The organism is Streptomyces sp. NPDC001933, from assembly GCF_042890955.1.
Lineage (GTDB): Bacteria > Actinomycetota > Actinomycetes > Streptomycetales > Streptomycetaceae > Streptomyces.
Genome location: NZ_JBIASS010000005.1, coordinates 358,258 through 384,789, shown reverse-complemented (window position 1 = coordinate 384,789; position 26,532 = coordinate 358,258). Strand labels below are relative to the sequence as shown.

At 71.2% G+C, this 26,532-nt stretch carries 23 protein-coding genes and 1 tRNA gene; 11 read left to right on the top strand and 13 right to left on the bottom strand.

From position 1 onward, the window contains the following. Positions 1-177 precede the first annotated feature (177 nt). Positions 178-1,314, bottom strand: a complete 1,137-nt coding sequence (locus tag ACFYY7_RS15575) for an ABC transporter ATP-binding protein (protein ID WP_376415270.1) — start codon at positions 1,312-1,314, stop codon at positions 178-180. A gap of 383 nt (positions 1,315-1,697) precedes the next feature. Continuing rightward, the gene (locus tag ACFYY7_RS15570; RefSeq protein WP_388661780.1) at positions 1,698-3,098 is read right to left on the bottom strand and encodes an RNA-guided endonuclease InsQ/TnpB family protein; all 1,401 of its coding nucleotides are present in this window, start codon (positions 3,096-3,098) and stop codon (positions 1,698-1,700) included. 156 nt (positions 3,099-3,254) lie between these two features. On the opposite strand from ACFYY7_RS15570, the gene ACFYY7_RS15565 reads away from it, so the two are divergent. Next, positions 3,255-3,328 (top strand) — tRNA-Thr (locus tag ACFYY7_RS15565). 133 nt (positions 3,329-3,461) lie between these two features. Here ACFYY7_RS15565 and ACFYY7_RS15560 read toward each other — a convergent pair. From ACFYY7_RS15560 to ACFYY7_RS15550, 3 genes are all read right to left on the bottom strand, one after another. Continuing rightward, entirely contained in the window at positions 3,462-4,691 is a 1,230-nt protein-coding gene (locus ACFYY7_RS15560; protein ID WP_388661778.1) for a Glu/Leu/Phe/Val dehydrogenase dimerization domain-containing protein, read from the bottom strand. Further along, a complete protein-coding gene (locus ACFYY7_RS15555) occupies positions 4,688-6,322 on the bottom strand; it encodes a 5-guanidino-2-oxopentanoate decarboxylase (protein ID WP_388661776.1) in 1,635 nt (544 codons plus the stop codon). The genes ACFYY7_RS15560 and ACFYY7_RS15555 overlap by 4 nt, the downstream gene beginning before the upstream one ends. Before the next feature lie 119 nt (positions 6,323-6,441). Beyond that, entirely contained in the window at positions 6,442-7,167 is a 726-nt protein-coding gene (locus ACFYY7_RS15550; RefSeq protein ID WP_388661774.1) for a TetR/AcrR family transcriptional regulator C-terminal domain-containing protein, read from the bottom strand. A 174-nt stretch (positions 7,168-7,341) separates the two neighbouring features. Between ACFYY7_RS15550 and ACFYY7_RS15545 the strand changes: the two genes are divergently transcribed. Next, the gene (locus ACFYY7_RS15545; RefSeq protein ID WP_388661772.1) at positions 7,342-8,847 is read left to right on the top strand and encodes an MFS transporter; all 1,506 of its coding nucleotides are present in this window, start codon (positions 7,342-7,344) and stop codon (positions 8,845-8,847) included. A gap of 501 nt (positions 8,848-9,348) precedes the next feature. Here ACFYY7_RS15545 and ACFYY7_RS15540 read toward each other — a convergent pair. Together ACFYY7_RS15540 and ACFYY7_RS15535 are read right to left on the bottom strand one after the other, a co-directional pair. Continuing rightward, positions 9,349-10,758: an NAD(P)/FAD-dependent oxidoreductase gene (locus ACFYY7_RS15540; protein WP_388661770.1), complete on the bottom strand. Its 1,410-nt coding sequence runs from the start codon at positions 10,756-10,758 to the stop codon at positions 9,349-9,351. A 51-nt stretch (positions 10,759-10,809) separates the two neighbouring features. Further along, positions 10,810-11,484, bottom strand: coding sequence for a rhomboid-like protein (locus ACFYY7_RS15535; RefSeq protein ID WP_388661768.1), 675 nt, complete (start codon positions 11,482-11,484; stop codon positions 10,810-10,812). Between the two features lie 148 nt (positions 11,485-11,632). Here ACFYY7_RS15535 and ACFYY7_RS15530 point away from each other — a divergent pair, with 148 nt between their 5' ends. Next, a complete protein-coding gene (locus ACFYY7_RS15530) occupies positions 11,633-12,109 on the top strand; it encodes a GNAT family N-acetyltransferase (protein ID WP_266730829.1) in 477 nt (158 codons plus the stop codon). 90 nt (positions 12,110-12,199) lie between these two features. After that, positions 12,200-12,880: a pentapeptide repeat-containing protein gene (locus tag ACFYY7_RS15525; protein ID WP_388661765.1), complete on the top strand. Its 681-nt coding sequence runs from the start codon at positions 12,200-12,202 to the stop codon at positions 12,878-12,880. A 25-nt stretch (positions 12,881-12,905) separates the two neighbouring features. On the opposite strand, the gene ACFYY7_RS15520 is transcribed toward ACFYY7_RS15525, so the two are convergent. The 3 genes from ACFYY7_RS15520 to ACFYY7_RS15510 all read right to left on the bottom strand — a co-directional run bounded on the left by ACFYY7_RS15520 (position 12,906) and on the right by ACFYY7_RS15510 (position 15,449). Further along, a complete protein-coding gene (locus ACFYY7_RS15520) occupies positions 12,906-13,403 on the bottom strand; it encodes a hypothetical protein (RefSeq protein WP_388661763.1) in 498 nt (165 codons plus the stop codon). Positions 13,404-13,542: 139 nt separating this feature from the next. Beyond that, a complete protein-coding gene (locus ACFYY7_RS15515; RefSeq protein WP_388661761.1) occupies positions 13,543-14,172 on the bottom strand; it encodes a response regulator in 630 nt (209 codons plus the stop codon). Further along, complete coding sequence (locus tag ACFYY7_RS15510) at positions 14,169-15,449, bottom strand: sensor histidine kinase (protein ID WP_388662026.1); 1,281 nt, start codon at positions 15,447-15,449, stop codon at positions 14,169-14,171. The genes ACFYY7_RS15515 and ACFYY7_RS15510 overlap by 4 nt, the downstream gene beginning before the upstream one ends. Positions 15,450-15,835: 386 nt before the next feature. On the opposite strand from ACFYY7_RS15510, the gene ACFYY7_RS15505 reads away from it, so the two are divergent. Genes ACFYY7_RS15505 through ACFYY7_RS15490 form a run of 4 tightly spaced genes read left to right on the top strand, consistent with a single transcriptional unit; the run spans position 15,836 to position 19,658 of the window. Next, positions 15,836-16,393 carry a heme-binding protein gene (locus ACFYY7_RS15505; protein ID WP_388661759.1) on the top strand — a complete coding sequence of 186 codons (558 nt, stop codon included), beginning with the start codon at positions 15,836-15,838 and terminating at the stop codon, positions 16,391-16,393. Positions 16,394-16,438: 45 nt separating this feature from the next. Beyond that, positions 16,439-17,035, top strand: a complete 597-nt coding sequence (locus ACFYY7_RS15500) for an ankyrin repeat domain-containing protein (RefSeq protein WP_388661758.1) — start codon at positions 16,439-16,441, stop codon at positions 17,033-17,035. Next, positions 17,032-18,195, top strand: coding sequence for a hypothetical protein (locus ACFYY7_RS15495; protein ID WP_388661756.1), 1,164 nt, complete (start codon positions 17,032-17,034; stop codon positions 18,193-18,195). The genes ACFYY7_RS15500 and ACFYY7_RS15495 overlap by 4 nt, the downstream gene beginning before the upstream one ends. Positions 18,196-18,248: 53 nt before the next feature. Continuing rightward, positions 18,249-19,658, top strand: coding sequence for a M1 family metallopeptidase (locus ACFYY7_RS15490; protein ID WP_388661754.1), 1,410 nt, complete (start codon positions 18,249-18,251; stop codon positions 19,656-19,658). 29 nt (positions 19,659-19,687) lie between these two features. Here ACFYY7_RS15490 and ACFYY7_RS15485 read toward each other — a convergent pair whose 3' ends face one another. Together ACFYY7_RS15485 and ACFYY7_RS15480 are read right to left on the bottom strand one after the other, a co-directional pair. After that, the gene (locus ACFYY7_RS15485; RefSeq protein ID WP_388661753.1) at positions 19,688-21,268 is read right to left on the bottom strand and encodes a M4 family metallopeptidase; all 1,581 of its coding nucleotides are present in this window, start codon (positions 21,266-21,268) and stop codon (positions 19,688-19,690) included. A 303-nt stretch (positions 21,269-21,571) separates the two neighbouring features. Beyond that, complete coding sequence (locus ACFYY7_RS15480) at positions 21,572-22,147, bottom strand: TerD family protein (protein WP_072487943.1); 576 nt, start codon at positions 22,145-22,147, stop codon at positions 21,572-21,574. A 183-nt stretch (positions 22,148-22,330) separates the two neighbouring features. Here ACFYY7_RS15480 and arfB point away from each other — a divergent pair, with 183 nt between their 5' ends. Continuing rightward, positions 22,331-22,765 carry an alternative ribosome rescue aminoacyl-tRNA hydrolase ArfB gene (gene arfB / locus ACFYY7_RS15475; protein ID WP_266730820.1) on the top strand — a complete coding sequence of 145 codons (435 nt, stop codon included), beginning with the start codon at positions 22,331-22,333 and terminating at the stop codon, positions 22,763-22,765. A gap of 102 nt (positions 22,766-22,867) precedes the next feature. Here arfB and ACFYY7_RS15470 read toward each other — a convergent pair whose 3' ends face one another. Then, positions 22,868-23,374, bottom strand: coding sequence for a flavin reductase family protein (locus ACFYY7_RS15470; protein ID WP_383717044.1), 507 nt, complete (start codon positions 23,372-23,374; stop codon positions 22,868-22,870). Between the two features lie 349 nt (positions 23,375-23,723). On the opposite strand from ACFYY7_RS15470, the gene cdgB reads away from it, so the two are divergent. Together cdgB and ACFYY7_RS15460 are read left to right on the top strand one after the other, a co-directional pair. Next, the gene (gene cdgB, locus ACFYY7_RS15465; protein WP_266730817.1) at positions 23,724-25,370 is read left to right on the top strand and encodes a diguanylate cyclase CdgB; all 1,647 of its coding nucleotides are present in this window, start codon (positions 23,724-23,726) and stop codon (positions 25,368-25,370) included. 152 nt (positions 25,371-25,522) lie between these two features. After that, positions 25,523-26,497 (top strand): carbohydrate-binding protein, encoded by a 975-nt coding sequence (locus ACFYY7_RS15460; protein ID WP_388661750.1) that lies wholly within the window; start codon positions 25,523-25,525, stop codon positions 26,495-26,497. The last annotated feature ends 35 nt before the right edge of the window (positions 26,498-26,532 follow it).

Sequence of the window (26,532 nt, the reverse complement as noted above, 5' to 3'; positions counted from 1 at the left end):
TTCGAGGGTGCTTTTCGAATCCGGTGTTGACGAACGGAGCCGAAATGACCGGTGTGCCGGGCAATCCGGCACCGTACGGACCCAAACCCCGTCCACCCCCTCCGGCGCCCCGTGGCGCGCGAACGGCCCCGCACGCGATAGGTGCGGGGCCGCCGTGATGCGGGTGTGCGGGGCGCGTCAGTCGGTGAGACGGGCACCCGTCGAGGTCGAGAAGACGTGCAGCTCGTCCGGGCGCGGCACGACGTGCAGCTTGGTGCCCTTCTCCGGAACGGCGCGGCCGCCGACGCGGACGACCAGGTCCTTGTCGTGGCCGCCGACCCGCGCGGAGCCGTAGACGAAGCCGTCGGCGCCGAGCTCCTCGACGACGTTGACCGAGACGGCCAGGCCGGCCGGGGCGTCGGCGCTGTCCTTCGAGAGGGACTTCGCGGCGGCGCCACCGTGCTCGACGATGTCGAAGTGCTCCGGGCGGATGCCGACCGTGACGGTCGTGTCGCCCTTGTCCGCGGCGGCGGAGAGCGCCTCGCGGGAGACCGGGACGACGCTGTTGCCGAACTTCACACCGCCGTCGGTGATCGGGACCTCGACCAGGTTCATGGCCGGGGAGCCGATGAAGCCGGCCACGAAGAGGTTCGCCGGCTTGTCGTACATGTTGCGCGGCGAGTCGACCTGCTGGAGCAGCCCGTCCTTGAGGACCGCGACCCGGTCACCCATGGTCAGGGCCTCGACCTGGTCGTGGGTGACGTACACGGTCGTGATGCCCAGGCGGCGCTGGAGCGAGGCGATCTGCGTACGGGTGGAGACGCGGAGCTTGGCGTCGAGGTTCGACAGCGGCTCGTCCATGAGGAAGACCTGCGGCTCACGCACGATGGCCCGGCCCATCGCGACACGCTGCCGCTGACCACCGGAGAGCGCCTTCGGCTTGCGGTCCAGGTACTCGGTGAGGTCGAGCATCTTGGCGGCCTCTTCGACCTTCGCCCGGATCTCGGTCTTGTTGACCCCGGCGATCTTGAGCGCGAAGCCCATGTTGTCCGCGACGGTCATGTGCGGGTACAGCGCGTAGTTCTGGAACACCATGGCGATGTCCCGGTCCTTCGGGGGCAGGTGCGTGACGTCGCGGTCACCGATGCGGATCGCGCCGCCGTTGACGTCCTCAAGACCCGCGAGCATGCGCAGGGAGGTCGACTTGCCGCAACCGGAAGGACCGACGAGGACGAGGAACTCACCGTCCGCGATGTCGATCTCGAGCTGGTCCACGGCCGGCTTCGTGGAGCCGGGGTAGACGCGGGACGCCTTGTCGAACGTGACACTGGCCATGCTGAATCTTCTCCTCCACCGGCAGGAACGTGCCGGACGATCCGAGTGCGGGAGTGGTCTGGTCCACTTGGGTGAACCTTCAGCGACGCTACCTGGCCATTTGGAATCTGTCAGTAGTTCTCTGGGGAGGAATGTCTCCTGGCTGGGCGGGGGCCAATCGACTGCCGACCGCATGCCAGGGGAGAGCGGCATGCTTTTGACCTCGCGCCCTACTCAGGCAGAGCACCGCACTTTTGGCCCTCGCCGCATACGCGGCACTTCCTGCTTCGTCACCCTCGCCGCCCGGACACGCCCCTGGGGGCACCCCCGACCGGTCTTACATGGGCTCCAAAGGCCTTACGGCCGACGGCCCGTCGGTCCGTACTGCAGTCCCTTCAACTTCTTCACGCAGCCAGCAGTACGTCCGCCAGCTCCGATGCCTTGATCACTGACGGCGGTGTCCGCCGAGGCGGGAGCGCGGAGGCCACCAGCCAGTACAGCCGCATGCCTTCCTCCCGGAGGTTCCGCGCCGCGTTCACATCCCGGTCGTGCACCGCACCACACTCCGCGCACGTCCACTCCCGTACGGACACGTCGAGCGACGGCCCCTTGGCGTGGCAGTCGGAACACCGACGTGTCGATGGGAAGAAGCGGTCCACGATCACCAGCGTCCGCCCGTACCAGGCGCACTTGTAGCGCAGCTGACGGATCAGTGCGCCCCAGGCCGCATCGATGATCGACCGGCTCAGTCGGGCCTTGCGCCGACGTCCCTTCCCGACTGCCGGACGCAGCAGATTCATGATGGCCAGGTCTTCCACTACGAGCACTTGGTTCTCGCGCACGAGGCGGGTGGTCAACTGGTCCAGCATGTTCCTGCGTGCGTCGCTGATCAGCGCGTACAGCCGGGCGATGCGCTCCCGGGCCTTCCCCCGGTTCTTCGATCCTTTCGTCTTGCGATGCAGCCGCCGCTGCAGCCGAGCCAGCTCCCCGTCGTACTTCTGCAACAGCCGCGGATGATCCACCTTCGTTCCGTCGTCCAGCGTCACCAGCGCAGCCAGTCCCAGATCGATCCCCACGGCTTTCGGCTCGCGCCCGCCGGGCACGAAGGTCGCAGGCAGGGGGGCGATCACTTCCTCCACGAGCACAGCCACGAAATACCGGCCCGCCCGGTCCCGGGTCACCGACAACTTCACCGGTGCCACCCCTGCCGGCAACGGCCGAGACCACCGCACGTCCAGCGGCACCGTCTGCTTCGCCAGCGTCACCAGCCCCGTACCGGGCCGCTCCGGATCCTCCGTCCAACGGAAACCAGTCCGTACGTACGTCGCCGAATCCCGCGACCGGTGCTTCCTCTTTCGCTGTGGGTACTTCGCCAACTGCTTGAAGAACCGAGTGAACGCACCGTCCAGGTGCCGCAGGGACTGTTGCAGCACCGTCGACGACACCTCGCGCAGCCACGACGTCTCCGACGCCTGCCGCCACCCCGTCAACGCCCGGCAGGTCTCAGCGAACCCCACCGAGACCCGGTGCTGCTCCCAGGCCCCCACCCGGAGGGCCAGTCCCTCGTTGTAGACCCAGCGGCAGGCCCCGAAGGTCTTGTTCAACTGCTCGGCCTGCGACGGGGTCGGATAGAAGCGGTACCGGTACACGCGCTGCTGCGTGCCGGGCTCCTTGGCCCGGCTCATCATGGCGGTTGTCGCCCGATCGCGGTGCTTCTTGCGGTCGGCGATGCCCAAAGCTTCGCGCTTGATGCGCTTGGCCTCGTCGCCCGTCACCCGTGTCGGCTGGTCTGCGGTGTCCGTCATGACCCTCTCCCCGACTGTCCGATATCCGGATCAGTGCGTCAGTGTTCTTAACGCACGGGTGCTCGGGTGGTCACGGGGGTGGGCGGAACTTCGTGGATCGATTGGTGGGCGCTGTGTAGAGTGAGAACTCGCGCGTGTTCATGCGATTCGTGCGACGCCGCCTTAGCTCAGTTGGCTAGAGCAATTGATTTGTAATCAATAGGTCGTCGGTTCGAGTCCGACAGGCGGCTCAATCCCCAGGTTGGCACCCATGCTGACCTGGGATTTTTCATGAGCTGCGGCGGGGGGCGACCTGCCGGCACGCACCACGGCTACGACTGCGCGCCGTACAGCTCCATCAGGCTCGTCGATTGAAGTCTGTCGTCAGTTTTCGTTCTCGATGCGTTGGCGGAACGGTCCGAAGCGTTCGGCGAGGATCGGGAGCCGGTCCGCGGCCAGGGCGTGTGCGGCGGCCCGGGGGGTGGTGTTCCCGGACTCGGCGCGGGTCAGTATCCGGTCGACCAGGGCGCGCATGGAGCGGCGGGTGTACGTGAACGCCTCGTCGGCGTCGGCGCCGATGTCGCCGAACAGGGTCCACCACCACCAGGCGTTCGTACCGGAGTTGACGACCACGTCCGGCAGTACGGTGATGCCGCGGGCGGCCAGCAGTGTCTCCGCCTCCGGCACCACCGGCATGTTGGCGGCCTCGACGATCCAACGGGCGGTGATGCCCGCCTGGTTGACGGTGTCCACGGCGTACGAGACGGCAGCCGGGACCAGTACCTCGGCGTCGGCGGTCAGCCAGGCGTCGGCCGGCAGTTCGCGGTCCTCGGCGCGGAGTGCGGCGCGGTCCACGGTGCCGTGGCCGTCGCGGGCGGCGAGCAGCGCCTCGACGTCCAGGCCGGCGGGGTTGGCGATGGTGCCCTTGATGTCGGCGACCGCGACGACGCGCAGCCCGGCGCGGGCCAGGAAGCGGGCGGTGGCGCCGCCCATGGTGCCGAGGCCCTGCACCGCGACACGGGTTTCCCGGTGGGCGACGCCGGCCCGGTCCAGGGCCGTGAGCACCGATTCGGCGACGCCGCAGCCGCCCACCAGCTCGTCCAGGCCGATGCCGTCCACGTCGATGGCGAACGCGTCGGCGAGGCGCCGCCGGGCGGCCTCCTCGTCGTCCAGGAGCGGGTAGACGGCCTGGATGGAGGAGACCAGGCCCGCCTCGGCGGCGGCCCGGTCGACCAGGTCCTGGGTGAGGCCGAGGTCCTCGCCGGTGGTCCAGAAGTTCTCGATGTAGGGGCGTACGGCGCGCAGGTAGCGGACGAGGACGCCGTAGGCGGCGGGGTCGCGCGGGTCGCAGTCGATGCCGCCCTTGGCGCCGCCCAGCGGGATGTAGCGGCCCTGCGGGTTGTAGTGCAGCGCCTCCTTCATCGTCATGCCCCGGGCCAGGCCGGTGACTTCCGCCAGCGTGCAGCCGGAGCGCATCCGCAGACCGCCGCTGGAGACGCCGCGCACCAGGCGGTCGATGACCAGGTGCCCCTGGTGCCCGGTCTCCTGGTCGGTCCAGGTGAGGGAGATCAGGGGAGGGGCGGGGACGGGGTCGGTGGCGGCAGCGGTGGTCATCGGGGGAGCTCCCTGGGGGCGGTGGCGAGGGGGACGGTGATGAGGGTGGGGCCGGGGGTGTTCAGGGCGTGGTGCAGTGCCTCGGCCAGCGCCTCGGGGGAGTCGGCCCGTACGCCGTGGCCGCCGTAGGCGCGGGCCAGGGCGGGCAGGTCGACCGGCGGCAGGTCGACCGCGGTGGGGCGGTCGCCGCGGGAGACCATTTCGTCGCGGATCTCGCCGTAGCCGCCGTTGTCGAAGACCACGACGGGCAGCGGGAGCCGCAGCTGTACGGCGGTGGCCAGCTCCTGTACGGAGAACTGGAGGCCGCCGTCGCCGCTCAGGGCGACGACCGGCCGTGTGGGATCCGCGGTCTTGGCGCCGATGGCGGCGGGCAGCGCGTAGCCGAGCGTGCCGAAGCCCGTCGGGTGCAGGTAGCGGCCCTCCGGGGCGACGGGCAGGTGCGGGATCGCGCCGTAGTAGCAGCACTGGGCGCTGTCGGAGGTGAGCACCGTGTCAGCCGGGAGCACCGACCTGATGGCCGCCAGGTAGGGCAGGAGGGGGGTGTCCTCGCTCCGGGTCTCGGCGTTGCGCGCCTCGCGCAGTGCGGCGACGGCCCGGTGGGCTCCGGGGTGCGCACCGGCGGCCGGGGGGAGGGCGGTGAGGAGGGCGCGCAGGGTGTGGCGGGCGTCGCCGACCAGGGGAACGGCGGCGGGCAGCCCCGCGTACATCTGTGCCGGATCGATGTCGGCCCGGACGAGGGTGCCGCCGAGCGTGGGCAGGGGCTCCCACAGGTCGGACTCGGCGAGTTCGGTGCCGACGGCGAGCACCACGTCGCGCTCCGCCAGCCAGTGCCGGACGGCCCGGCTGTGCAGGGAGACGCCGAGCGAAAGCGGGTGGGTCTCGGCGATGATCCCCTTGCCGTTGGCGGTGGTCACCACGGGGGCGCCCAGCTCCTCGGCCAGCCGCAGGCATTCGGCGGCGGCCGCGCGCGCTCCGCCGCCGAGCACGATCGCGGGCCGGGCGGCCGAGCGCAGTGCCTCGCCGGCCGCCGCGAGCGCGCCCGGGTCCGCCGTCGCGGGGGAGGACGGCGGGGCGGTCCGTACCGGCCCGGCCGGTTCCACGGCGGTGAGCAGGTCCAGGGGTATCTCGATGTGCACGGGGCGGGGGCGCCGCGTACGGAAGAGGGTGAAGGCGCGGGCGACAGCCACGCCGATCTCCTCGGCCGAGGAGACCCGGTGGCTGACGGCCGCGACGCCCCGCAGCGCCTCGGTCTGGCTGCGCATCTCGTGCAGCAGGCCGGTGGGCTGCCGGGGGTGGCGCAGCGGCATGCCGGGTGAGACGACGAGGAGCGGGACGCTGTCGGAGTACGCCTGGCCGACGGCGGCCGCGATGTTCAGCAGGGCCGGTCCGGTGGTGGTGATCGCCACGCCGGGCTGCCCGCAGACCCGGGCGTAGGCGTCGGCGGCGTAGCCCGCGCCCTGTTCGTGGCGGGGGTTGAGGTGGTCGATCCGGTAGGCGGCCAGGTGCCGGTAGATCTCCAGGTTGTGGGTGCCGGGGATGCCGAAGGCCCGGGTCACCCCGTGCGCGGCCAGCGCCCGGACCAGGGTTTCCCCGCCGGTGACCGGGGTGGGGGCGGCGGGGGGATCCGGCATGGGGTGTCCAGGCACTTCACAGGCTCCTTACTGAATGAGTAGTCAGTATTTGGAGTGCGGATCGCCCGTGTCAATGCGTGTGGGTGCTGAACGTTTGTTCAGTTGTCGGGTGGTGGCGGCTACTGGGGCGGCGGGATTCGCATCGCCAGTCCGTCGAGGACGACCTCCAGGCCGTACGCGAACTTCGCGTCGCGGATCTCCTCGGGGGCGGTCTCCGTGGGGGCGTCGAAGGAGCCGGCGAGGTGGTCGTGTTCGGCCGCGGCCTGCTGGGCGGCCGGCAGGAGGCGGGCGATGAAGCCGGCCTCGGTCTCGCCGGAGCGGGCGATGGTGGTGAGCCAGGCCGCCTCGGTGGTGCCGGCGCCGATGACGTAGGTCATCACGGTGTCGATCGCGCGGCTCGGCTCGGGGAAGCCGATGGCGGCGAACAGGGCGGCCAGCCGTTCGGAGAACGACATCAGGTTGGGGCCCAGGTAGGCGAGGCCCGCCTGGCCGAGGACCGAGGCCAGCCAGGGGTGGCGAAGGGCCGTCGAGCGGAAGGACCGGGCCGCCTCGGTGGCGGCGGCGCGCCAGTCCGGACTGTCGGCGGCGGGGACCGTGATCTCGCCGAAGACCTCGTCCACCGCGAGTTCCATCAGCTCGTCCTTGGTCGCGACGTGCCGGTAGAGCGAGGTCGCGCCGGCGTTCAGCCGGGCGCCGAGCTTGCGCATGCTGAGCGCCTCGATGCCGTCGGCGTCCAGCATCGCGATCGCCTCCCGGATGATCGCGGTCCGGCTGAGCGCGGGCTGATCGGGCTCGCGCCGCTGTCGGGTCCATACGGACGGGATCGGGTTGGTCCTGGCTGCCATGACGGCTCCTCCTCGGGTGCGTACACCGTTCGCATCGAGCGTACATGAGGGGCTGTTGCGCACGTCGTACTCGTCTGCGTACAGTGTTCGCAACGAAGGAACGGCGTTCGCGTCGAAGGAACGATGTGCGCATCCAGGGAATGGTGTGCGCGGCCAAGTCGAAGGGGGAGCCTCATGGAAACCGTCACGGAGACCCGTGATCCACGCCGCTGGTGGATCCTGATCGTGCTGTGCCTCAGCTCGCTGGTGCTGGTGGTCGACAGCATGGCGCTGACCGTCGGGGTGCCGTCGATGACCGAGGACATCGGCGCGAGCGCCCAGGACACGCAGTGGATCCTCGACTCGTACATCCTGGTCTTCGCCGGTCTCCTGCTCACCTCGGGCAGCCTCGGCGACCGGTTCGGCCGCCGGAAGGTCATGATCATCGGCCTGCTGCTCTTCGGGGCGGCGTCGCTGGCCGCGACGTTCTGCGCGAACCCCGGTGAGGTGATCGCCGCGCGGATCGCGATGGGTGTCGGCGGGGCCCTGATCATGCCGTCGACGCTGTCGATCCTCATCACCGTCTTCGACGAGCAGGAGCGCGGCAGGGCGATGGCGGTGTGGAGTTCGGTGGCGATGCTCGGCCTGGTCGGCAGCCCGGTGCTCGGCGGTGTGCTGATCGACCACTTCTCCTGGCACTCGATCTTCTTCATCAACGTCCCGGTCGTGGTGCTCGCCGTCATCGCGGGCCTCACCCTCATGCCGGAGTCGAAGGGGCCGTGGCAGAAGGCCGACCCGCTCGGCGCGGTGCTCTCCGCGGCCGGCATGACCGCCCTGGTCTGGTGGATCATCGAGATCCCGCAGCACGGTGCCTTCGGCGGCCGGTCCGCGATCACCCTGGCCGTCGCGGTCGTCGCCCTCGTCGGATTCGTGGTCTGGGAGAACGTCACCTCCGCGCCGATGGTGCCGCTGGTCCTGTTCAAGCACCGCAACTTCAGCGGCGGTTCGCTCTCGCTGACCCTGGTGCAGATCGGCAACGGCGGCCTGCTGCTGGTGTTCACCCAGTACCTGCAGTTCGTGCTCGGCTACTCGCCGGTCAAGGCGGGCCTGGCGTTCGTGCCGCTGGCCGTCGCCGCGCTGATCGGCAACACCGTCGGCGCCGGGCTCGCCGCGAGGACCGGCAACCGGCCGCTGGTGCTGGCCGGGATGATCGTGATGGCCGGCGCCTTCGCGCTGCTGACCTCCGTCTCGCCGGACACCGGCTTCACGCTCCCGGCGGTCGCGCTCGGTCTGCTCGGCCTCGGCGCGGGGGTCGCGATGCCGGCCGCGATCGGCGCGCTGATGGGCACCATCCCGGCGGAGCAGGCGGGCGTCGGCTCGGCCCTGAACGACACCATCCAGCAGGCCGGCACCGCGCTCGGCATCGCGATCCTCGGCTCGCTCCTGTCCAGCGGCTACGCCCGTGAGATGCCCGCCGACGCCCCCGAGCAGGCGAAGCGCTCGATCACCGACGCGCTGTCCCTGGCCCACGGCGACGCCGGCCCGATCCGGGCCGCCCGGGACGCCTTCACCTCCTCGATGTCGACCACCTTCACCATCAGTGCGATCGGCGTCCTGGCAGCCGCGGTCCTGGCCGCCCTGGTCATGCGCGACACCAAGCCCGAGCCCGCCGAGGCGGCGGACGCCGAGCTCGTCGCCTGACCCCCGCGAGGAAGGCCGGCGTCCCTGGAGGGGCGCCGGCCTTCCGCCGTTCCCGGCTCCCGGCTGCCCCGGCCCGTTTCCTCGCTCCGGCTGCCGGCGGCGGTCGCGAGCGACCGGAGCCGTTCGGGCGCCCCGCTGCCTGCGGCGGTAATCCGGATGCGTACGCCGGAAGAAGTGAGGGCGGCGGTCGCGGGGCGTGTTTGGTCCGGCCGCCGGGACGAGTCCATACCTTGCGCGGCATGCCGCTGAGACATCCTCGTGTGCTGAGACATTTCGGTGCCCCGACCAGGAGTCGTGGCCGGATTCGTGGACAGAGCCGGCTGGGGCGGCTGGCCACGGGAGGGCTCGGCGTGCTGGGGCTGGTGGCACTGCAAGCCGAAGCCGAAGCCGTGCCACGGCAAGAACATCTGCCACGTGAAGTGACACGACCTCCGCAGAGCTGACCGAACGAACCACGGGCACCCGCCACCGGGTGGTGGCGGGTGCCCGTGGTTCGTTCGGTCAGTGCCGCCCGGCCAGCCGGTCCGCGGCCTTCGCGACGGGGTCCGTGCCGGCCCGCGGCGAGGCGAGTTCGCGGCGGTCGGCGGCGCGGTAGGCGGCGTACATGCCGTGGACGCCGATCCAGCGGAAGGGTTCCGGCTCCCAGCGGCGGACCTTGTGGCCGACCCAGGGGAGGGTGGTCAGATCGGTGGGGCCCGACTGGCCGGAGTCCTGCTGGATCAGGTCGCGCAGGGTGCGGGCGGCGAGGTTGGTGGTGGCGACGCCGGAGCCGACGTAGCCGCCCGCCCAGCCGAGCCCGGTGGAACGGTCCAGGGTGACCGTGGCGCACCAGTCGCGCGGGACGCCGAGGACGCCGGACCAGGCGTGGTCGATGCGGGCCCCGGCGGTGGCGGGGAAGAAGCGGACCAGGATGTCGCGGAGGGCCTCGATGGTGGCGGGCTGGGTGCGGGCTGTGTCGTTGAAGTGCGCCGCACCCGAGCCGAAGCGGTAAGGGACGCCCCGGCCGCCGAGCGCGATGCGGTCGTCGGCGGTGCGCTGGGCGTACATGTAGGCGTGGGCCATGTCGCCGAGGGTCTCGCGGCCGTCCCAGCCGATGGTGTCCCAGACCGACTGGGGGAGCGGCTCGGTGGCGATCATCGAGGAGTTCATGGGGAGCCAGGTGCGCCGCTGGCCCTTGAGGTTCGCGGTGAAGCCCTCGGTGCAGCGCAGGATGTACGGGGCGCGGACGGTGCCGTACGGGGTGTGCGCGTGCTTGGGCTTGATCTCGGTGACCGGCGTCGACTCGTGGATGGTGACGCCGAGCGCCTCGACGGTCGCGGCGAGGCCCTGGACGAGCTTGACCGGGTGCAGCCGGGCGCCGTGCGGGGTCCAGGAGGAGCCGACGGCCCCGGTGACGTTGACGCGTTCGCAGGTCTCATGGGCGCCGCGCAGCACACGGTCGGTCTCGCCGAAGGCGATCTCGACGGAGTGGAAGTCCTTGAGCCGGGCCAGCTGCGCGGGTGTGTAGGCGACTTCGAGGACGCCGCCCTGATGGATGTCGGCGTCGATGCCCTCCTCGGCGGCCACCCGTACGACCTCGTCGACCGTCTCGTTCATCGCCTGCTGGAGCCGGACGGCGGCCTCGTGGCCGTGGAGCTTCGCGTAGCGGTCACGGCCCGCGATGCCGTTGTAGAGCCAGCCGCCGTTGCGCCCGGAGGCGCCGTAGCCGCAGAACTTGGCTTCCAGGACGGTGATGTTGAGGAAGGGGACGGCCTTCTTGAGGTAGTAGGCGGTCCACAGCCCGGTGTACCCGCCCCCGACGATGCAGATGTCGGCGGTGGCGTCGCCGGGCAGAGGCTCCCGGGCGAGGGGGGTGCCTTGGTCCGCGTACCAGAACGATATGCCGCCGTTGACGGTGCTGACGGTGCTCATGTTGCCCCTGATTTGTCCGGTGTGAAGCCCTGTTGGCTCTCGGGCGGGACGTTACTGCGCGACAGGCGTTCCCGTCCCGTGCCGGGACCGGGTCAATGGGTAGCAGGCCAGGCCGATGAGCACGGCGGTGAAGTGGCCGAGGTCGGTGAAGGAGCGGCCGGTGACGAGGGGGATGCCGTAGAAGACGAGGACGGCGAAGAGGTACACGTACCGCCAGGGCTGCGGGATGCGGTACGTGAGCACGGCGACGACCCCCGCGAGCGCGTAACTGACGCCGACGTCGAGGGTGTTCGCGGCCGACCAGGGCACGTGCCCGTGCCGGATCGCCCAGGCCAGGACGCCTTCGCTGGCGAGCGAGGCGAGGACGTGCGCCAGGAGGACGACGGCGAGCCAGCGCAGGGTGCCGAGCCAGCGCTCGGCGGAGGCGTGGAAGACGGTGTACAGGACGGCGTAGGGGAGCCAGCGGCCGCCGTCGATCCAGAAGGCGCTGGCGAACAGGACGCGCAGGGGGTCCTCGGTGAGTTCGTGGATGTTGGTCGAGCGCTGGCGCAGGAAGTCCTCTTCGAAGTCCGGTGACATCTGGTGGACGATCACCGTGGTGACGAAGAGCGCGGCCAGCCAGATGTAGGTGCCGGGTGCGCTGCGGATCCAGGAGCCGGCGCTGCGGAGCCACGAGCCGGCGGTGGTGCGGCGCCGGGTGGGCGGTGCGGGGCTGCTCGGGGTCATATCCGATTGACGCACGGCCCCGGGACCGGTGGCGTCATCGACATTCCGGAAGGGGCGGAGCCGGGCGGCGCGGAGCGAGGGGGAGCAGTGCGAGGGGGAACGAGGGGGTGGAGCGAGCGGGGCCGGGGGCTCTGCTTACTCTGCCCCCATGATTCGTACCGCTGTCCCAGCCGATGTCCCCGTCATCCACGCCATGGTCCGTGAGCTGGCCGAATACGAGAAGGCCCTGCACGAGGCGAAGGCCACGGAGGAGCAGTTGCACGAGGCGCTGTTCGGTGAGCGGCCCGCCGCGTACGCGCACATCGCCGAGTCGGACGACGGCGAGGTGGCCGGCTTCGCGCTGTGGTTCCTGAACTTCTCCACCTGGCGCGGGGTGCACGGCATCTACCTGGAGGACCTGTACGTACGCCCGGAGCGGCGCGGCGGCGGGCACGGCAAGGCGCTGCTGACGGAGCTGGCGCGGATCTGCGTGGAGCGCGGTTACGAGCGCCTGGAGTGGTCGGTGCTGGACTGGAACGCCCCGTCCATCGCGTTCTACGAGTCGCTGGGCGCGCGCCCGCAGGACGAGTGGACGGTGTACCGGCTGACGGACGAGGCGCTGGCCGGGCTCGGCGGGCAGCGGTAGGAGGGCGGCCGGGCCCTCCGTCCTGGTCCGGGCGCGTCCGTGGCACCGGTCCCGGGGGCGTTGTCAGTGGCATGGGTGACGATGGAGGGCATGGCACGCAGCAACAGCAGGAAGAAGGACACCATCCCGGCGGCCCGGCGCCCGGAAGTGCGGCTCCCACCCCTCGTTCCGTACGACGGGGGAGGCCTGGAGCCGGACGGGGACTACGACGGTGTGCGGTTCGACGGGGCGGATCTCGCCGACGAGTCGGGCCCGGGGGCCCGGTTCATGGACTGTGCGCTGGAAGGCTGCGCGCTGGACCGCACGGAGCTGGTCAGGGCCCGTTTCATCGATTCGGTGCTGACGGGCGTACGGGGTGTGGGCACCGATCTCGCGGGGGCGTCGCTGCGCGACGTGGAGGTGGTGGACGCACGGCTGGGCGGGGTGCAGCTGCACGGCGGGGTGCTGGAGCGGGTGCTGGTGCGCGGCGGGAAGATCGACTACCTGAATCTGCGCAAGGCGCGGCTCAAGGACGTGGTCTTCGAGGGCTGTGTGCTGTCCGAGCCGGATTTCGGGGACGCGCAGCTGGTGCGGGTGGAGTTCCGTGACTGCGTGCTGAAGCGGGCCGACTTCAGCTCCGCACGGATGGAGTCGGTGGACCTGCGTACGGTCGCGGAGCTGGACATCGCGCGTGGGGTGGAGCGGCTGGCGGGTGCGGTGATCAGCCCGGCCCAGCTGATGGAGCTGGCGCCGGCGTTCGCGGCGCAGATCGGGGTGCGAGTGGAGGCGTAGCCGTCCGGCAGGCCCGGACGGGGGGTCAGATACGGGGGAAGCGGGCCTGGAGGTCCCAGATCGTGGGGTTGTCGGCGAGGCCCTCGTGCATGTCGGCGAGGTCGGCGATCAGGTCGTGCAGGAAGTCGCGGGCCTCGCGGCGCAGCAGGGAGTGGCTGAAGGTGAGCGGGGGCTCGTCGCCGGGCATCCAGTCGGCCTCGATGTCGACCCAGCCGAAGCGGCGCGCGAAGAGCATCCGGTCGGAAGACTCGGTGAAGTCCAGCTCGGCGAACTGCTCCCGGTGCGAGCGGTTGCCGCGCGGGTCCTGGTCGATCTGCTCGACGATGTCGCACAGCGCCCACGCGAAGTCGAGCACCGGAACCCATCCCCAGGCGGTGGATACCTCGCGGTCCTCCTTGGTGTCCGCGAGGTAGACGTCCCCGGAGAACAGGTCGTGCCGCAGGGCATGGACGTCCGCGCGGCGGTAGTCGGTCTGCGGGGGATCGGGGAAGCGCCGGGAGAGGGAGTAGCCGATGTCGAGCACGCTTCGATGGTGTCATGCCCGGCGGGGCGCCGGTGCCGGGAGACCTTCTGCCGGGCTCCGGGGCCCGGTTCGGGCGGGCCTGGAGTCCGGCGCAGGCCCGGGGCTCCCGGGCCGCCGGGCGGTGGTTCCTATGGCATTCCTATGACAGCAGTCGCTGTTCCTTCGCGACGGCGACCGCCCCGGCGCGGGTGTCGACGCCGAGCTTGTCGTAGATCCGGCCCAGGTGGGTCTTGACGGTGGCCTCGCTGATGAACAGGGCGCGGGCGATGTCGCGGTTGCCCAGGCCCTGGGAGAGCTGGGCCAGGATGTCGAGCTCGCGGTCGGTGAGCGTGGGCAGGGGCTTGCGCATCCGGGCCATGACGCGGCTGGCCACCGGCGGGGAGAGCGTCGTACGGCCCTGGGCGGCCGAGCGGATCGCGGCGAAGAGTTCCTCGGGGCGCTCGGCCTTCAGCAGATAGCCGGTGGCGCCCGCCTCGATGGCCCGGGTGATGTCGGCGTCCGTGTCGTACGTGGTGAGGACCAGCACATGGACACCGGTGGTGGCGATGCGGCGGGTGGCCTCGACGCCGTCGATGCCCTCGCCGAGCTGGAGGTCCATCAGGACGACGTCCGGGGTGAGCTTGGCGGCCAGGGCGACCGCCTCCTCGCCGCTGCCGGCCTCGCCGACGACGTCGATGTCCGGTTCGCTGCCGAGGAGGGCGAGCAGACCGGCGCGTACGACGACATGGTCGTCGCAGAGCAGGATGCGTACGGGCGGCGTCGCGCTCATGCGAGGTCCTCCGGGGTGGTCGGCGGGGCGGCGGTGAGGGGGACGGCGGCGGACAGCACCGTACCCTCGCCCGGTACCGACTCGATCGTCAGTGTGCCGCCGAGCTGCTGGAGCCGGGCCCGGATCGCGGGCAGCCCGTGACCGCGCACGCTGCCGGTGGCCCTGGTGCGCCCGTCGGGGACGAAGCCCTGCCCGTTGTCGGCGATGTCCAGGACGACCCGGTCGTCGAGGTGGGTCAGCGTCAGCGCCGCCTCCGTCGCGTTCGCGTGCTCCTTCACATTGGCCAGCGCGCCCTGGGCGATGCGCAGCAGCGCGGACTGCACCCGGTCCGGCAGCGCGGTGTGCCGTTCGCCCTCCACATGGCAGTGGACGGTGAGCCGCCCCTGCTCCTGCACCGTCTCGCGGGCGGCCAGTGCGTGCAGGGCCGCCTCCAGGCCGCCGCCCTCCGCGAGGTCGGCCGGCGCGAGGTCGTGGACGAAGCGGCGGGCCTCGGCGAGGTTGTGTTCCGCGATGCCGGTGGCGGTACGGACGTGGCTGCGGGCGGTCGCCGGGTCGGCGTCCCAGGTGCGGTCGGCGGCCTGGAGCAGCATCTGCTGGCTGGAGAGGCCCTGCGCGAGGGTGTCGTGGATCTCCATGGAGAGCCGCTGGCGTTCGGCGAGGGTTCCTTCGCGCCGTTCGGTGGCGGCCAGTTCGCGGCGGGTGCGCAGCAGGTCGTTGATGAGTTCGCCCTGCCGCTCGGACAGCTCGCGCTGGCGCACGGCCTGACGCTGCATATGGACGAAGACCGCCGTCGCGACCGCCGCCACGGCGGGCGGGGCGAGCACCAGATTCGGGTCGAAGCCCTTGGCCAGCCGTAGTTGCGCGGCGACGACGAACAAGGTGAGCAGGGCGACGAGCGCGAGTGCGGCGCGCGGCGGGAGGATGCGCAGCCCGGTGAAGAAGAGCGGGACCGCGCACCACGCGAAGCTCGGCGCGAGGACCACCAGCACCATCCACACGGCGACCAGCACTCCCAGCCACAGCAGGGAGCGCGGCGTCGGACGCGAGCCCAGCACCGGCCCGACCACGTACAGCACGGCGGCGGCGACGGAGAGCGCGATGATCCACGGGGTGCGGGCCTCGCCGGGGTGGCGCAGCAGGAAGCGGGTGAGCGAGGCGCCGAGCAGCAGGAAGAACGCGGCGTGCATCAGGAACGTGAGCCACCGGGCGTCCGGGTCACCGGACCGGTCCCGGGCGGCGTTCCCGTTCCCGGGCGTCCTGCCCGTTCCCGCGCCCATGTCGGTGTCCAGGTCCACGCCCATGTCCATGCCCGCGTCCAGGTCCGTGTCCAGGTCCGTTCCCGGGCCCGTGCGGGGTGCCGATCGGCTTCGGTGCTTCACGTCGTACCTCTCGCTCCTCACCGTCAGCGGCGCCGCTGAGCTGCACGGATACACCCATGGTCACCCCGGACGACCACCCTCGCATCAACCGATCGGCTGATGGGGCCGTCGACCGTCCCGCGTGCGGCGTCGAGCCGGTCCGTCGACTGTGCGGGGCGGGTTGCGGCCGGAGGATTGATCCCGGAGCCGAACAGCTCATCCACCGCTTCACCGCCCCACCGCTTCACCGCCCCACCGCCCCACCGCCCCACAGATGCTCATCCACCACTGCTGAGGAGTCCACCATGAAGAAGCTGTCGCTGCGCACCCGCGTCCTGACCGGTGCCGTCGCCGCCGCCGCCCTCGGCGCAGGCACCTTCGGCGCCGTGTCCGCCAGCGCCTCCACCCCGGCCGCCGCCCCCGCGGTCGCCCTCAAGGCCGACGCCTCGAACGGCAACCTCCAGCAGACCACCCACCTGACCATCGCCGCCGCCACCAAGGCCGCACAGGCGACCCTCGACGCCGCGGAGAAGGAGAACCAGCGCGTATCCGTCGCCGTCGTCGACCGCAACGGCAACACCATCGTCACCCTGCGCGGCGACGGTGCCGGCCCGCAGTCCTACGAGGCGGCCGAGAAGAAGGCGTTCACCGCCGTCTCATGGAACGCCCCCACCTCCGAGCTCGTCAAGCGCCTGGCCAACGCCCCCACCCTGAAGGACATCCCCGGCACCCTCTTCCTCGGCGGCGGTGCCCCGGTCCAGGCCGGCGGCGCCCCGATCGCCGGCATCGGCGTGGCCGGCGCCCCGTCGGGCGACCTGGACGAGAAGTTCGCCCAGGCCGGCGTCGCCGAGCTCGCCAAGTAGCAGGCAGCCCGACCCGTCGAGCAAGCTCAGCAACAGGAGTACGAGATGAACGCCCTCGATCGACAACTGCTCGACGCCGCACGCACCGGCGACACCTACCGCGTGCGGTCCGCGATCGAGGGCGGCGCCAGGGTCGACTGCCGGGACGAGGAGCTGCGCACCCCGCTGCTCCTCGCCGTCCACGGCGACCACGTCGAGGCCGCCCGGCTGCTGGTCGCGGCGGGCGCGGACCCGAACGCCCAGGACGGGCGCGAGGAGAGCCCCTGGCTGGCGACCGGGGTCACCGGCAGCGTCCCGATGCTGCACGTCCTGCTGCCGGCCGGCCCCGATCCGAAGCTCCGCAACCGCTTCGGCGGCATCGTGCTCATCCCGGCGAGCGAGCGCGGCCACGCCGCCTACGTACGGGAGCTGCTCCGCGTCACCGACATCGACGTCGACCACGTCAACCGGCTCGGCTGGACGGCCCTGCTGGAGGCCGTGATCCTCGGCGACGGCGGCCGGGCGCACCAGGAGGTCATCGAGCTCCTGCTGGCGGCCGGTGCGAACGTGTACCTGGCGGACGGCGACGGGATGACCGCGCTGGAGCACGCGGAGCGCCGTGGCTTCGCGGACATCGCCGCGCTGCTGAGGGGTGCCCGGTGAACGTGCGCCACGCGGTGCCGGCACTCGCCGCGGCGGCGGTCCTCGCGGGCTGTGCGGGCGGCACCCAGGCAGCCCCGGCCACGCCCGGCACGCCGGACAGCGCACCGACCACCCCGACCGCCACCGCCCCAATTGCCCCCTCACCGGCCCCGTCGAAGCCCTCCGCCGCGGCCACCCCGCACGGCACACTCCTCGTCGCCGACTTCGGCGCCGACACCGTGACGTTCGTCGACCCGGATCCGGGCCACGACCGGCGGACGCTCGGTTCCGTCGAGGTCGGCACCGCCCCGTACGGCCTCGTCGTCGACGGCAAGGGCACCGCCTGGGTGGCGACCGCCGAGGGCGTCGCGGTCGTCGACACGGCGACCCGCACCCGCCTCGCCCGGATCCCGTACGAGACGCGGACCGGCCCCGTCACGACCGGCGAGTACCGGGGCGGCGGCATGGGCATCGCCCTGGCCCCCGACGGCCGGCACGTCTACGTCGGCGTCAACGTGCCCGGCCGCAACGGTGTGCTGGAGATCATCGACACCGCGACCCGCAAGGTGACCGACACGGTTCCGGTGGGCCGCCGCCCCTTCGACGTGGACGTCTCGCCGGACGGCACCGAGGTCTACGCCACCGGCCACGACTCCTTCGACGTCACGGCCGTGAACACGTCCAGCCGTAGGACGCGGCGCCACGAGGTCGCCCCGTACGGCACCGAGGGCGGCCTCGGCTCCTGGCTGAAGCCGCACTACGCCGTCGTGCGCCCCGCGGACGGCAAGCTGCTGCTGCCGTTCGAGGGCGAACGCCTCGTAGTCCTCGATCCGCGCACCGGGCGGAGCACCATCGAGCGCATGACCGCCAACACCCACCAGCACGGCGCGACGCTCGCCCCCGACGGCAGCCTGCTCGTCGTCGGCACCGGCCCGATCCTCTCCGACGACAAGGGCCCGTCCCTGACCATCCGTACCCCCGGGGGTTCCGAGCGGGTCGTGCCGCTGGACGGGCCGCACGAGGACGTGACGGTCTCCGCCGACAGCCGCACGGCGTACGTCACCGAGGGCTTCACCCGCGACGGGTACGGCAACGGCATCACCGTCGTCGACCTCACGGGCAGGAAGCGCCCGTTCGAACTGGTCGCGGGCGCGCGTCCGCTGGGCATCGCGATCCTCTGAATCCGCTGACCGACATCCCACGAATCGGACATTCCACGCTTAGGATCGCCGTTGTGGATCAGCGAACACCCGTACGCCGCACGGCACGCGCCGCCGCGCTCGTCCTGCTGGTGCTGACGACGTCCACCGGCTGCTCGGGCGGCGTCGAGGGCAGGCCCGGCTCCGCCGGGCTGCGCGACCCGTACTTCCCGAAGCTCGGCAACGGCGGCTACGACGTCGCGCACTACGACCTCGTGCTGGACGCCGACCCGGCCGCCCACCGGCTGCGCGGCACCGCCACGATCACCGCACGCGCCACCCAGGACCTCAGCGCCTTCAACCTCGACCTAGCCGGGCTCACCGTGGACTCCGCGACCGTCGAGGGCCGCCCCGCCGCCGTCAACCGGGCGGGGAACGAGCTGACGCTGCGCCCCGACGCGGAGGTCGCCGACCGTCTGCGCAAGGGCAGGACCTTCCGTACGGTCGTCCGCTACTCGGGCTCCCCGCTCACCATCACCGATCCCGACGGGTCGAAGGAGGGCTGGCTGAGGACGGCGGACGGCTCGGTCGCGCTCGGTCAACCGACCGGTTCGATGGCCTGGTTCCCCGGCAACAACCACCCCAGCGACAAGGCGTCGTACGACATCGCCGTCACCGTTCCCAAGGGGCTGACGGCGGTGTCCAACGGCGAGCTGGTCTCCCGGCGCGGCTCGGGCACCACCACCACGTTCCGCTGGCACGCCCCCGAACCGATGGCGAGCTATCTCGCGACCGTCGCCATCGGCCGCTTCGAAACGAAGTCCTCGACGACCGCGGACGGCATCGAGGTGTTCACCGCCGCGGACACGACGGTGGCGAAGGACAGCGCGCGGATTCTCGCCAGGATTCCCGAGGTCATGAAGTGGGAGGCGGAGCGGTTCGGCCCGTACCCCTTCTCCGCCACGGGCGCGGTCGTCGAGCGCCACGGGGACGCCGGCTACGCCCTGGAGGCCCAGACCCGGTCCTTCTTCCCCGGGCCGCCGGACGCCGGGCTGCTCGTCCACGAGATGGCCCACCAGTGGTTCGGGGACTCCGTGACGCCCCGGAGCTGGCGCGACATGTGGCTCAACGAGGGCTTCGCGACCTACGCGGAGTGGCTGTGGGAGGCCGACAAGGAGGGCGTCCCGATCCAGGACCTGTTCGACGACGCCTTCGCGGACGACGACAACTGGGCCTTCCCGCCGGCCGATCCGCCGACGGCCGCTGACATCTCGCAGCCGCCGGTCTACGGGCGCGGGGCGATGGTCGTCCACAAGGTCCGGCAGGCTGTGGACGACGACAAGCGGTTCTTCGCGCTCGTCAAGGGCTGGACGAAGGCGCACCGGCACGGCAACGCGTCGACCGCCGACTTCACCGCCTACGTGGAGAAGACGACCGGTCAGGACCTGACGGAGCTGTGGGACACCTGGCTGTACGGCAGGAGCCGGCCCGCCTCGAAGGGCTGACCGGCTCCCGGAGTACCGCGCTGTTCGGGCTACTTCACGTTGACGCCGCTCCAGGCGGCCTGGACGGAGGTGAGCTCGGCGCTGTCCGCCCCGTACAGGTCGGTCGCCGCCTTCTCGGTCGCCTCACGGGCGCCCGCGTAGTCGGTGGACGAGGTCATGTACTCGGAGAGGGCCTTGTACCAGATCTGGACGGCCTTGTCCCGGCCGATGCCGGTGACGGTCGAGCCGTCGGAGGTCGGGGAGTCGTAGTCGACCCCGTTGATGGTCTTCGCGCCGCTGCCCTCGGACAGCAGGTAGAAGAAGTGGTTGGCGACGCCGGAGGAGTAGTGCACGTCGAGGTCGCCGACGCTGCTGTCCCAGTAGTCGGCCGAGCCGCCGTCCTTGCTCGGCTCGTCCATGTAGCGCAGCGGGGTGCCGTCGCCGTTGATGTCGATCTTCTCGCCGATGAGGTAGTCGCCGACGTCGGTGCTGTTGTCGGCGGCGAACTCGACCGAGGTGCCGAGGATGTCGCTGGTCGCCTCGTTCAGGCCGCCGGACTCACCGAAGTAGTCGAGGTTGGCGGTGGACGAGGTCAGGCCGTGGCTCATCTCGTGGCCGGCGACGTCCAGGGCGGTCAGCGCGCTCTTGTTGTCGGCGCCGTCGCCGTACGTCATGCAGAAGCAGCTGTCGTCCCAGAACGCGTTGACGTACGCGTCGCCGTAGTGGACCCGCGAGTACGCGGCCTTGCCGTCACCGGCGATGCCGTCGCGGCCGAACGCCGACTTGTAGAAGTCCCAGGTCTGGGCGGCGCCGTAGGCGGCGTCGACGGCGGCGGTCTGGCGGTCGTCGCCGGTGCCGTCGCCCCAGGTGTCGTCGTCGTCCGTGACGAGGTCGCCGGTGCCGCTCTCGCCCTGGTTGAGGTCGTACGTCTTGTGGCCGCCGCGGTCGCCGTCGGTCAGCTCGAAGCCGGAGCCGGACCCGGTGGTCGTCAGGTCGACGTCGCCGCTGTACTGGCTGTGGCCGACGCCGGTCTCGACCGCCTCGTAGCTCTGGAGCTTCTTGCCGGTGAGCGCGTCGGTGATGGTGTGCAGCCGGCTCGGCGTGCCGTCCTTCTGCACGCCGGTCTTCACCGTCTCCAGGGCGAGGACGGGCTTGCCGGAGCCGGCCCAGATCACCTTGCGGGCGGCGGCCGCGGTCTTGATCTTCGGGGTGGTGGACGGCACCGATATCCGGGCCTTGGTCGCCTTGGTGACGCCCTTGAGCTTTCCGCCCGGGGCGGTGTGGGTGACGAGGTCGCCGCCGAGGACGGGCAGACCGTCGTAGGTGCGCTCGTAGCGGGTGTGGACGGTGCCGTCGGCGTCCTTGATCACATCGCGGACGACCAGCTTCTCCTTGCCGCCGAGACCGAGCGAGTCGGCGGTCGAAGAGGCTTCGCCCTGTGCGGACTTGATGGCGGCGGTGCGCACCGAGGCCTTGTTCGCGCCGAAGGGGACGGCGCTGCGAGTGGCGGAGGGGGCGTCATTTCCGTTGTCCGGCACGGCGTTCGCCGCACCGGTCTGCATGCCTACGACGACCATCGCGGCCACGGCGGCCAGGGCTGCGGCGCGACGGGTGTTCATGTGGGGGGTCATGCGTTCTCCGTTGCTCGTTCCGTGGGGGGTTACGAGCGGAGAGCGTGCCACCGAATGAGCAACATTGACGGTGCACTAACAAATACCTCACATTTATTTGACCACTTCTTGTCCGAATGGAATACACATGTGTTCGTTAATCGACGGGAGTTGGGCATGGATGTCCGGTGACGCCGCATACGGGGCGCTGTGCACCTGATCCGGCCGCGCGCCCGGCAGAAGCCGGCGCGCACGCGATCGGGCCGCGCGCATGCGAAAGCCCCCGGCCCAACGGCCGGGGGCTTTCGCGATGGTGCCTGTGCGTCAGAGGTTGACGCCGAAGTCCTGGGCGATGCCGCGCAGGCCGGAGGCGTAACCCTGGCCCACGGCGCGGAACTTCCACTCGGCGCCGTTGCGGTACAGCTCGCCGAAGACCATGGCGGTCTCGGTGGCGGCGTCCTCGCTCAGGTCGTAGCGGGCGATCTCGGTGCCGCCGGCCTGGTTGATGATGCGGATGAACGCGTTGCGCACCTGGCCGAAGTTCTGGCTGCGGGTCTCGGCGTCGTAGATCGAGACCGGGAAGACGATCTTGTCGACGTCGGCCGGCAGACCCGCCAGGTTGACGTTGATCTGCTCGTCGTCGCCCTCGCCCTGGCCCGTGACGTTGTCACCGGTGTGCACGATGGTCTGGTCGGGCGTCGACTTGTTGTTGAAGAAGACGAAGTGGCCGTCCGAGACGACCTTGCCGGCCGGGTTGACCGCGATCGCCGAGGCGTCGAGGTCGAAGTCGGTGCCGGTGGTGGTGCGGACGTCCCAGCCGAGGCCGACCGTGACGGCGGTCAGGCCCGGGGCCTCCTTGGTGAGGGAGACGTTGCCGCCCTTGGACAGGCTTACAGCCATGGGAAGTCCCTTTCATCGTCGAATGCGGGCTTCATGCCATCACGAAGCTACCGTCACAGGCCATAACGCGGGGAAGGGGTCAGGAGGTTCCTGACCCCTTTACTTTCTTTACCGAAATCCCCCGGTCGGCCCGACGGGCGGTACTGCAAAAGAAGGTGACGAACACCCCTCGGTCCGGGGAACATGGGTGCCATGTCCGGGCCCTATGTCATCCGCGGTTCGGTCTCCCTGCCGGAGGCCGAGCTCATGTGGCGTTTCTCGCGGTCCTCGGGGCCCGGCGGGCAGCACGTCAACACCAGCGACTCCCAGGTGGAGCTCCGCTTCGACCTCGCGGCGACCGAGTCGCTCCCCGAGGTGTGGAAGGAGCGGGCGCTCCAGCGCCTGGAGAGCCGGCTCGTGGGCGGGGTGCTCTCGGTGCGCGCCTCCGAGCACCGCTCCCAGTGGCGCAACCGCGAGACCGCTCTCGTACGGCTCGCCTCGCTGCTCGCCGAGGCGACGGCGCCGCCCCCGAGGCCGCGCCGCAAGACGCGCATCCCGCGGGGCATCAACGAACGCCGGCTGCGCGAGAAGAAGCAGCGCGGCGAGACCAAGCGCGGCCGCTCCGGCCGCGACTGGTGACGGTCCGGGTACCTGCGACGGTCCGGGTGCCTGCGGCGGCTCGGTGACCCGTGACGGCCCGGACTCCTGCGCCGGCGCCCGCACCCGCCCCCGCCCCCGTCCTCACCCCAGCTGCCGGTACCGCCCCCGGAAGTACGTCAGCGGCGACCCTTCCGCGCTGGGCAGCGCCGCGCTCAGCACCCGGCCGATCACCAGCGTGTGGTCACCGGCCACGACCCGCTGCTCGGTCCGGCACTCCAGCGTGGCCAGCGCTCCTGAGATCAACGGCGCGGCGGTGACCTCCCCCCGCTTGTAGGGGATGTCCTCGAACAGCAGCCGGTCGCTGATCCGGCCCTTCATCGCGAACCGTCCGGCGACGTGCCGCTGGCTCTCGGCGAGCACCGACACCGCCCACAGCGGCTGCTCCGACAGCAGGTCGTCCATCCGGGAGTCGTTGCGCAGGCTGACCATCACCAGGGGCGGGTCCAGCGAGACCGACATGAAGGCGGTCGCCGTCATGCCGACGTCCTCGCCGCGCCCGTTCTCGTCCAGCGGCGGCTCCTGGGCGGTGATCAGCACGACGCCTGCGGCCAGCCGGGCGAGGGCGCCACGGAACTCATCGTTGCTCACCCCCTCAGCATGGGGGATGGGCCGGGGGTGCGGGGCGGGGGTCTTCGTCTGCAACACATCGGGCACGCTAATCGCGCGGCGCGTGCCTCCGCATCGGGCCAGGGGACCAGCCGGGTCCTAGGACCCGTGGTCAGGGAGAGCCAGGATCCGCGTTCAAGGAACGTACGGAGCGGATCCGTACGGCACTCGCGACCCTTTACCATCTGTTGTGACTTGAGTCACAGAGCGCAATATTTGTTGACCCTGTGTACCGACTGCACAGCTCACTGTGATTCAGTTGCGGTGACACTGCAGTAAGTACGTCGATATGAAACCTGGAGTGCTGTCGAGGTCTCGGGGAGTGCGAGCAATGGAGGCCGAGTCGGAGCCGTACGTCCGCCTTGCGACGATGCGGCAGCTGCACCAGGCCGTCGCCGATCTCAATACGGCGCGGAGCCTGGCCGACACGCTGCAGACCGTGGCCGACGGAATCGTCAACGGTCTCGGCTACGAGCTGGCCTGTGTGAACCTGGTCCGCGCCGACGGTGACCTCGTCGTCGCCGCCTTCGCGGGCAACAGCGCGGCCGAGGCCCTGATCACCGGCCGGGTCGGCTCGCGCACCTCCTGGGAGCGCCGGCTGTCGATGGGGCGGGCCTGGGACGAGCTCCGCTTCATACCGCACACCGACGGCTGGGTCCTCCTCGACGACGACGTACCGCAGTGGCACACCGACGGGCCCGACCCCCGGTTCGAGGACGAGTGGCACCCCCAGGACCGCCTCTACGCCCCGATGTACGCGTCCGGCGGCGATGCCGATCTGCTGGGCGTCATCTCCGTGGACCGCCCGCGCAACGGCCGCCGCCCCGGCGCCTGGGGCCGCGAGGCCCTCCAGATGTACGCGTCGCAGGCCGCCATCGCGATCAGCAACGCCCGGCTGAGGGCCAACATGCAGCGGGCGCTCGTCCGGCTCGAACGGGAGCAGCAGGCGCTGCGGGCCAGCGAGGAGTCCTTCCGCCAGGCCTTCGAGTACGCCCCCAGCGGCATGGCCATCGCCGAGATGGGCGGCGACCAGCACGGCCGGCTGCTGCGCACCAACGACGCGCTGTGCCGGCTCCTCGGCCGTCCCGCGTCCGTCCTGCGCCGCTACTCCTTCGCCGACCTCGTCCACCCCGAGGACATCGGCACGCTGCTGCGCACCTCCGCCGAGGGCGGGCGCGCCGAGCTGCGGCTCGGGCGGCGGGACGGCACCTACCTCTGGGTCTCGCTGCGCAACTCCGTCGTCGCCGACACCGCGGACGGCCCGCGCTTCCTGCTCACCCACGTCGAGGACATAGAGGAGCGCAAGCGCCACGAGCTGCATCTGGCGCACCGCGCCTCGCACGACGCGCTCACCGGACTGCCCAACAGCGCCGAGCTGCGCTCCCGGCTGGGCGCCCGGCTCTGCGAACGCCCGGACTCCACGGCCACCACCCCGGTGGAGGCGCTGGACGCGGCCTACGGCGACGTCGACGACCCGGACGCGCGGATGGCGCACGGCTACGAGGTGGACCCGGCGCCCGGCGGCCCGTACGACCACCATGTGCACTCCGTCGCACCCGACACCGAGCACGACGACGGGGCGAAGGGGCTCGCGGTCCTCTTCTGCGACCTCGACGGCTTCAAGTCGATCAACGACCGCTTCGGCCACCACACCGGTGACGCCGTGCTGATCGAGGTCGCCCGCCGGCTCACCACCTGTGTCCGCGACGGCGACACCGTGGCCCGGCTCGGGGGTGACGAATTCGTCGTCCTGGCCGACGGGCTCGGCAACGCGGACGCCGCGGACCTGGCGGTACGCCTCCGTAACGCCATCATTCCGCCGATCCGGGTCGACGGCCGGGCGGTGCGCGTGGGGGCGAGCTTCGGCATCGGCTGGGCCGCCTGCGGCATGACCGCCGAAGAGGTGCTGCGCTCCGCCGACCAGCGGATGTACGTGGAGAAGCGGTCGCGGTCGAAGGTTCACCGCAGGGCCGGCTGACGTTCACGGGGGCGCGGTCCCCGTGCTCCGCCGTGCTTCCGGTACGGCCGACGGCAATTCTCGGCGTCGTCCGTTCGGGGTAGGCTCGGCCGGTCGGCCACGGCTGGCGATATCCGGCGACGGCTGGCGACATGGTGAGGAGTGACCCAGGGATGACGGCCGGCAACAACGGCGCAAACAAGCCCGAGGACGACGATCCGTTCGGCTACCTGTACGAGGACGGACAGGCGGCGGGCGCCCAGCCGCCGCGGCAGGGCGGCTACGGCTACCCGGGACCGGCGGCCCCGCAGCCGGGTGTGCCCCGGACCTCGTACAACCAGGTGCGCACCGTCGGCGAGCGCCAGTACGGCCAGCAGGTGCCGCAGCAGCAGGCGTACGGCCAGCAGCAGGGGTACCACCAGCCGAACGCGCAGTACGCCGCCCCCGAGACGTACCCCGGCGCCTCCACCGCGCAGGTTCCGCAGCAGGGTGGCCGCGGCCGGTCCGGCGGTTCCTCCGGCAGCGGCGGGCCGAACACCAAGGGCCTGCTGATCGCCGCGGTCGCGGTGGTTCTGGTCGTGCTCATCGGGATCGGCGCCGCGCTGCTCACCGGTGACCCGGACAAGGACAAGAAGAGGGACGAGGGCACCTCCTCGGCGGGCCCCGGCAGCCAGGTCGATGAGTCCCCGAAGCCCCAGCAGTCGCCGAGCTCCAAGGCCCCGGTCGAGCTGCCCGAGCAGGACGCGGCGACGCTGAAGCTCGGCGGCACGGCCCAGCTGGACAACACGGTCAAGGGCGCCGAGAGCTCCAACGGCCAGTACATCAACCTCAACGAGGTCGGCAGGTCCGCGACCTGGTCGGTCGAGGTGCCGGAGGCCGGTCCGTACACGCTGTTCGTGACGTACGGAGTGCCGGGCAAGGACGCCAAGACGTCCCTCACGGTCAACTCCGAGGCCCCGCGCGGCATCAACATGAAGAACTACGCGAACGCCCCCGAGGGCGATCTGGAGAAGGGCTGGACGAACACGTTCGCCTACGTCAATCTCAACAAGGGTGCGAACACCCTGATGATCTCCTGCAACGAGGGCGACCAGTGCGACGCCAATCTGGACCAGCTGTCGCTGAAGGCCGGTCACGTGAAGCGCTGAGTGTGTGACGAGAACGGTCCGGCCCCATCGCCCGA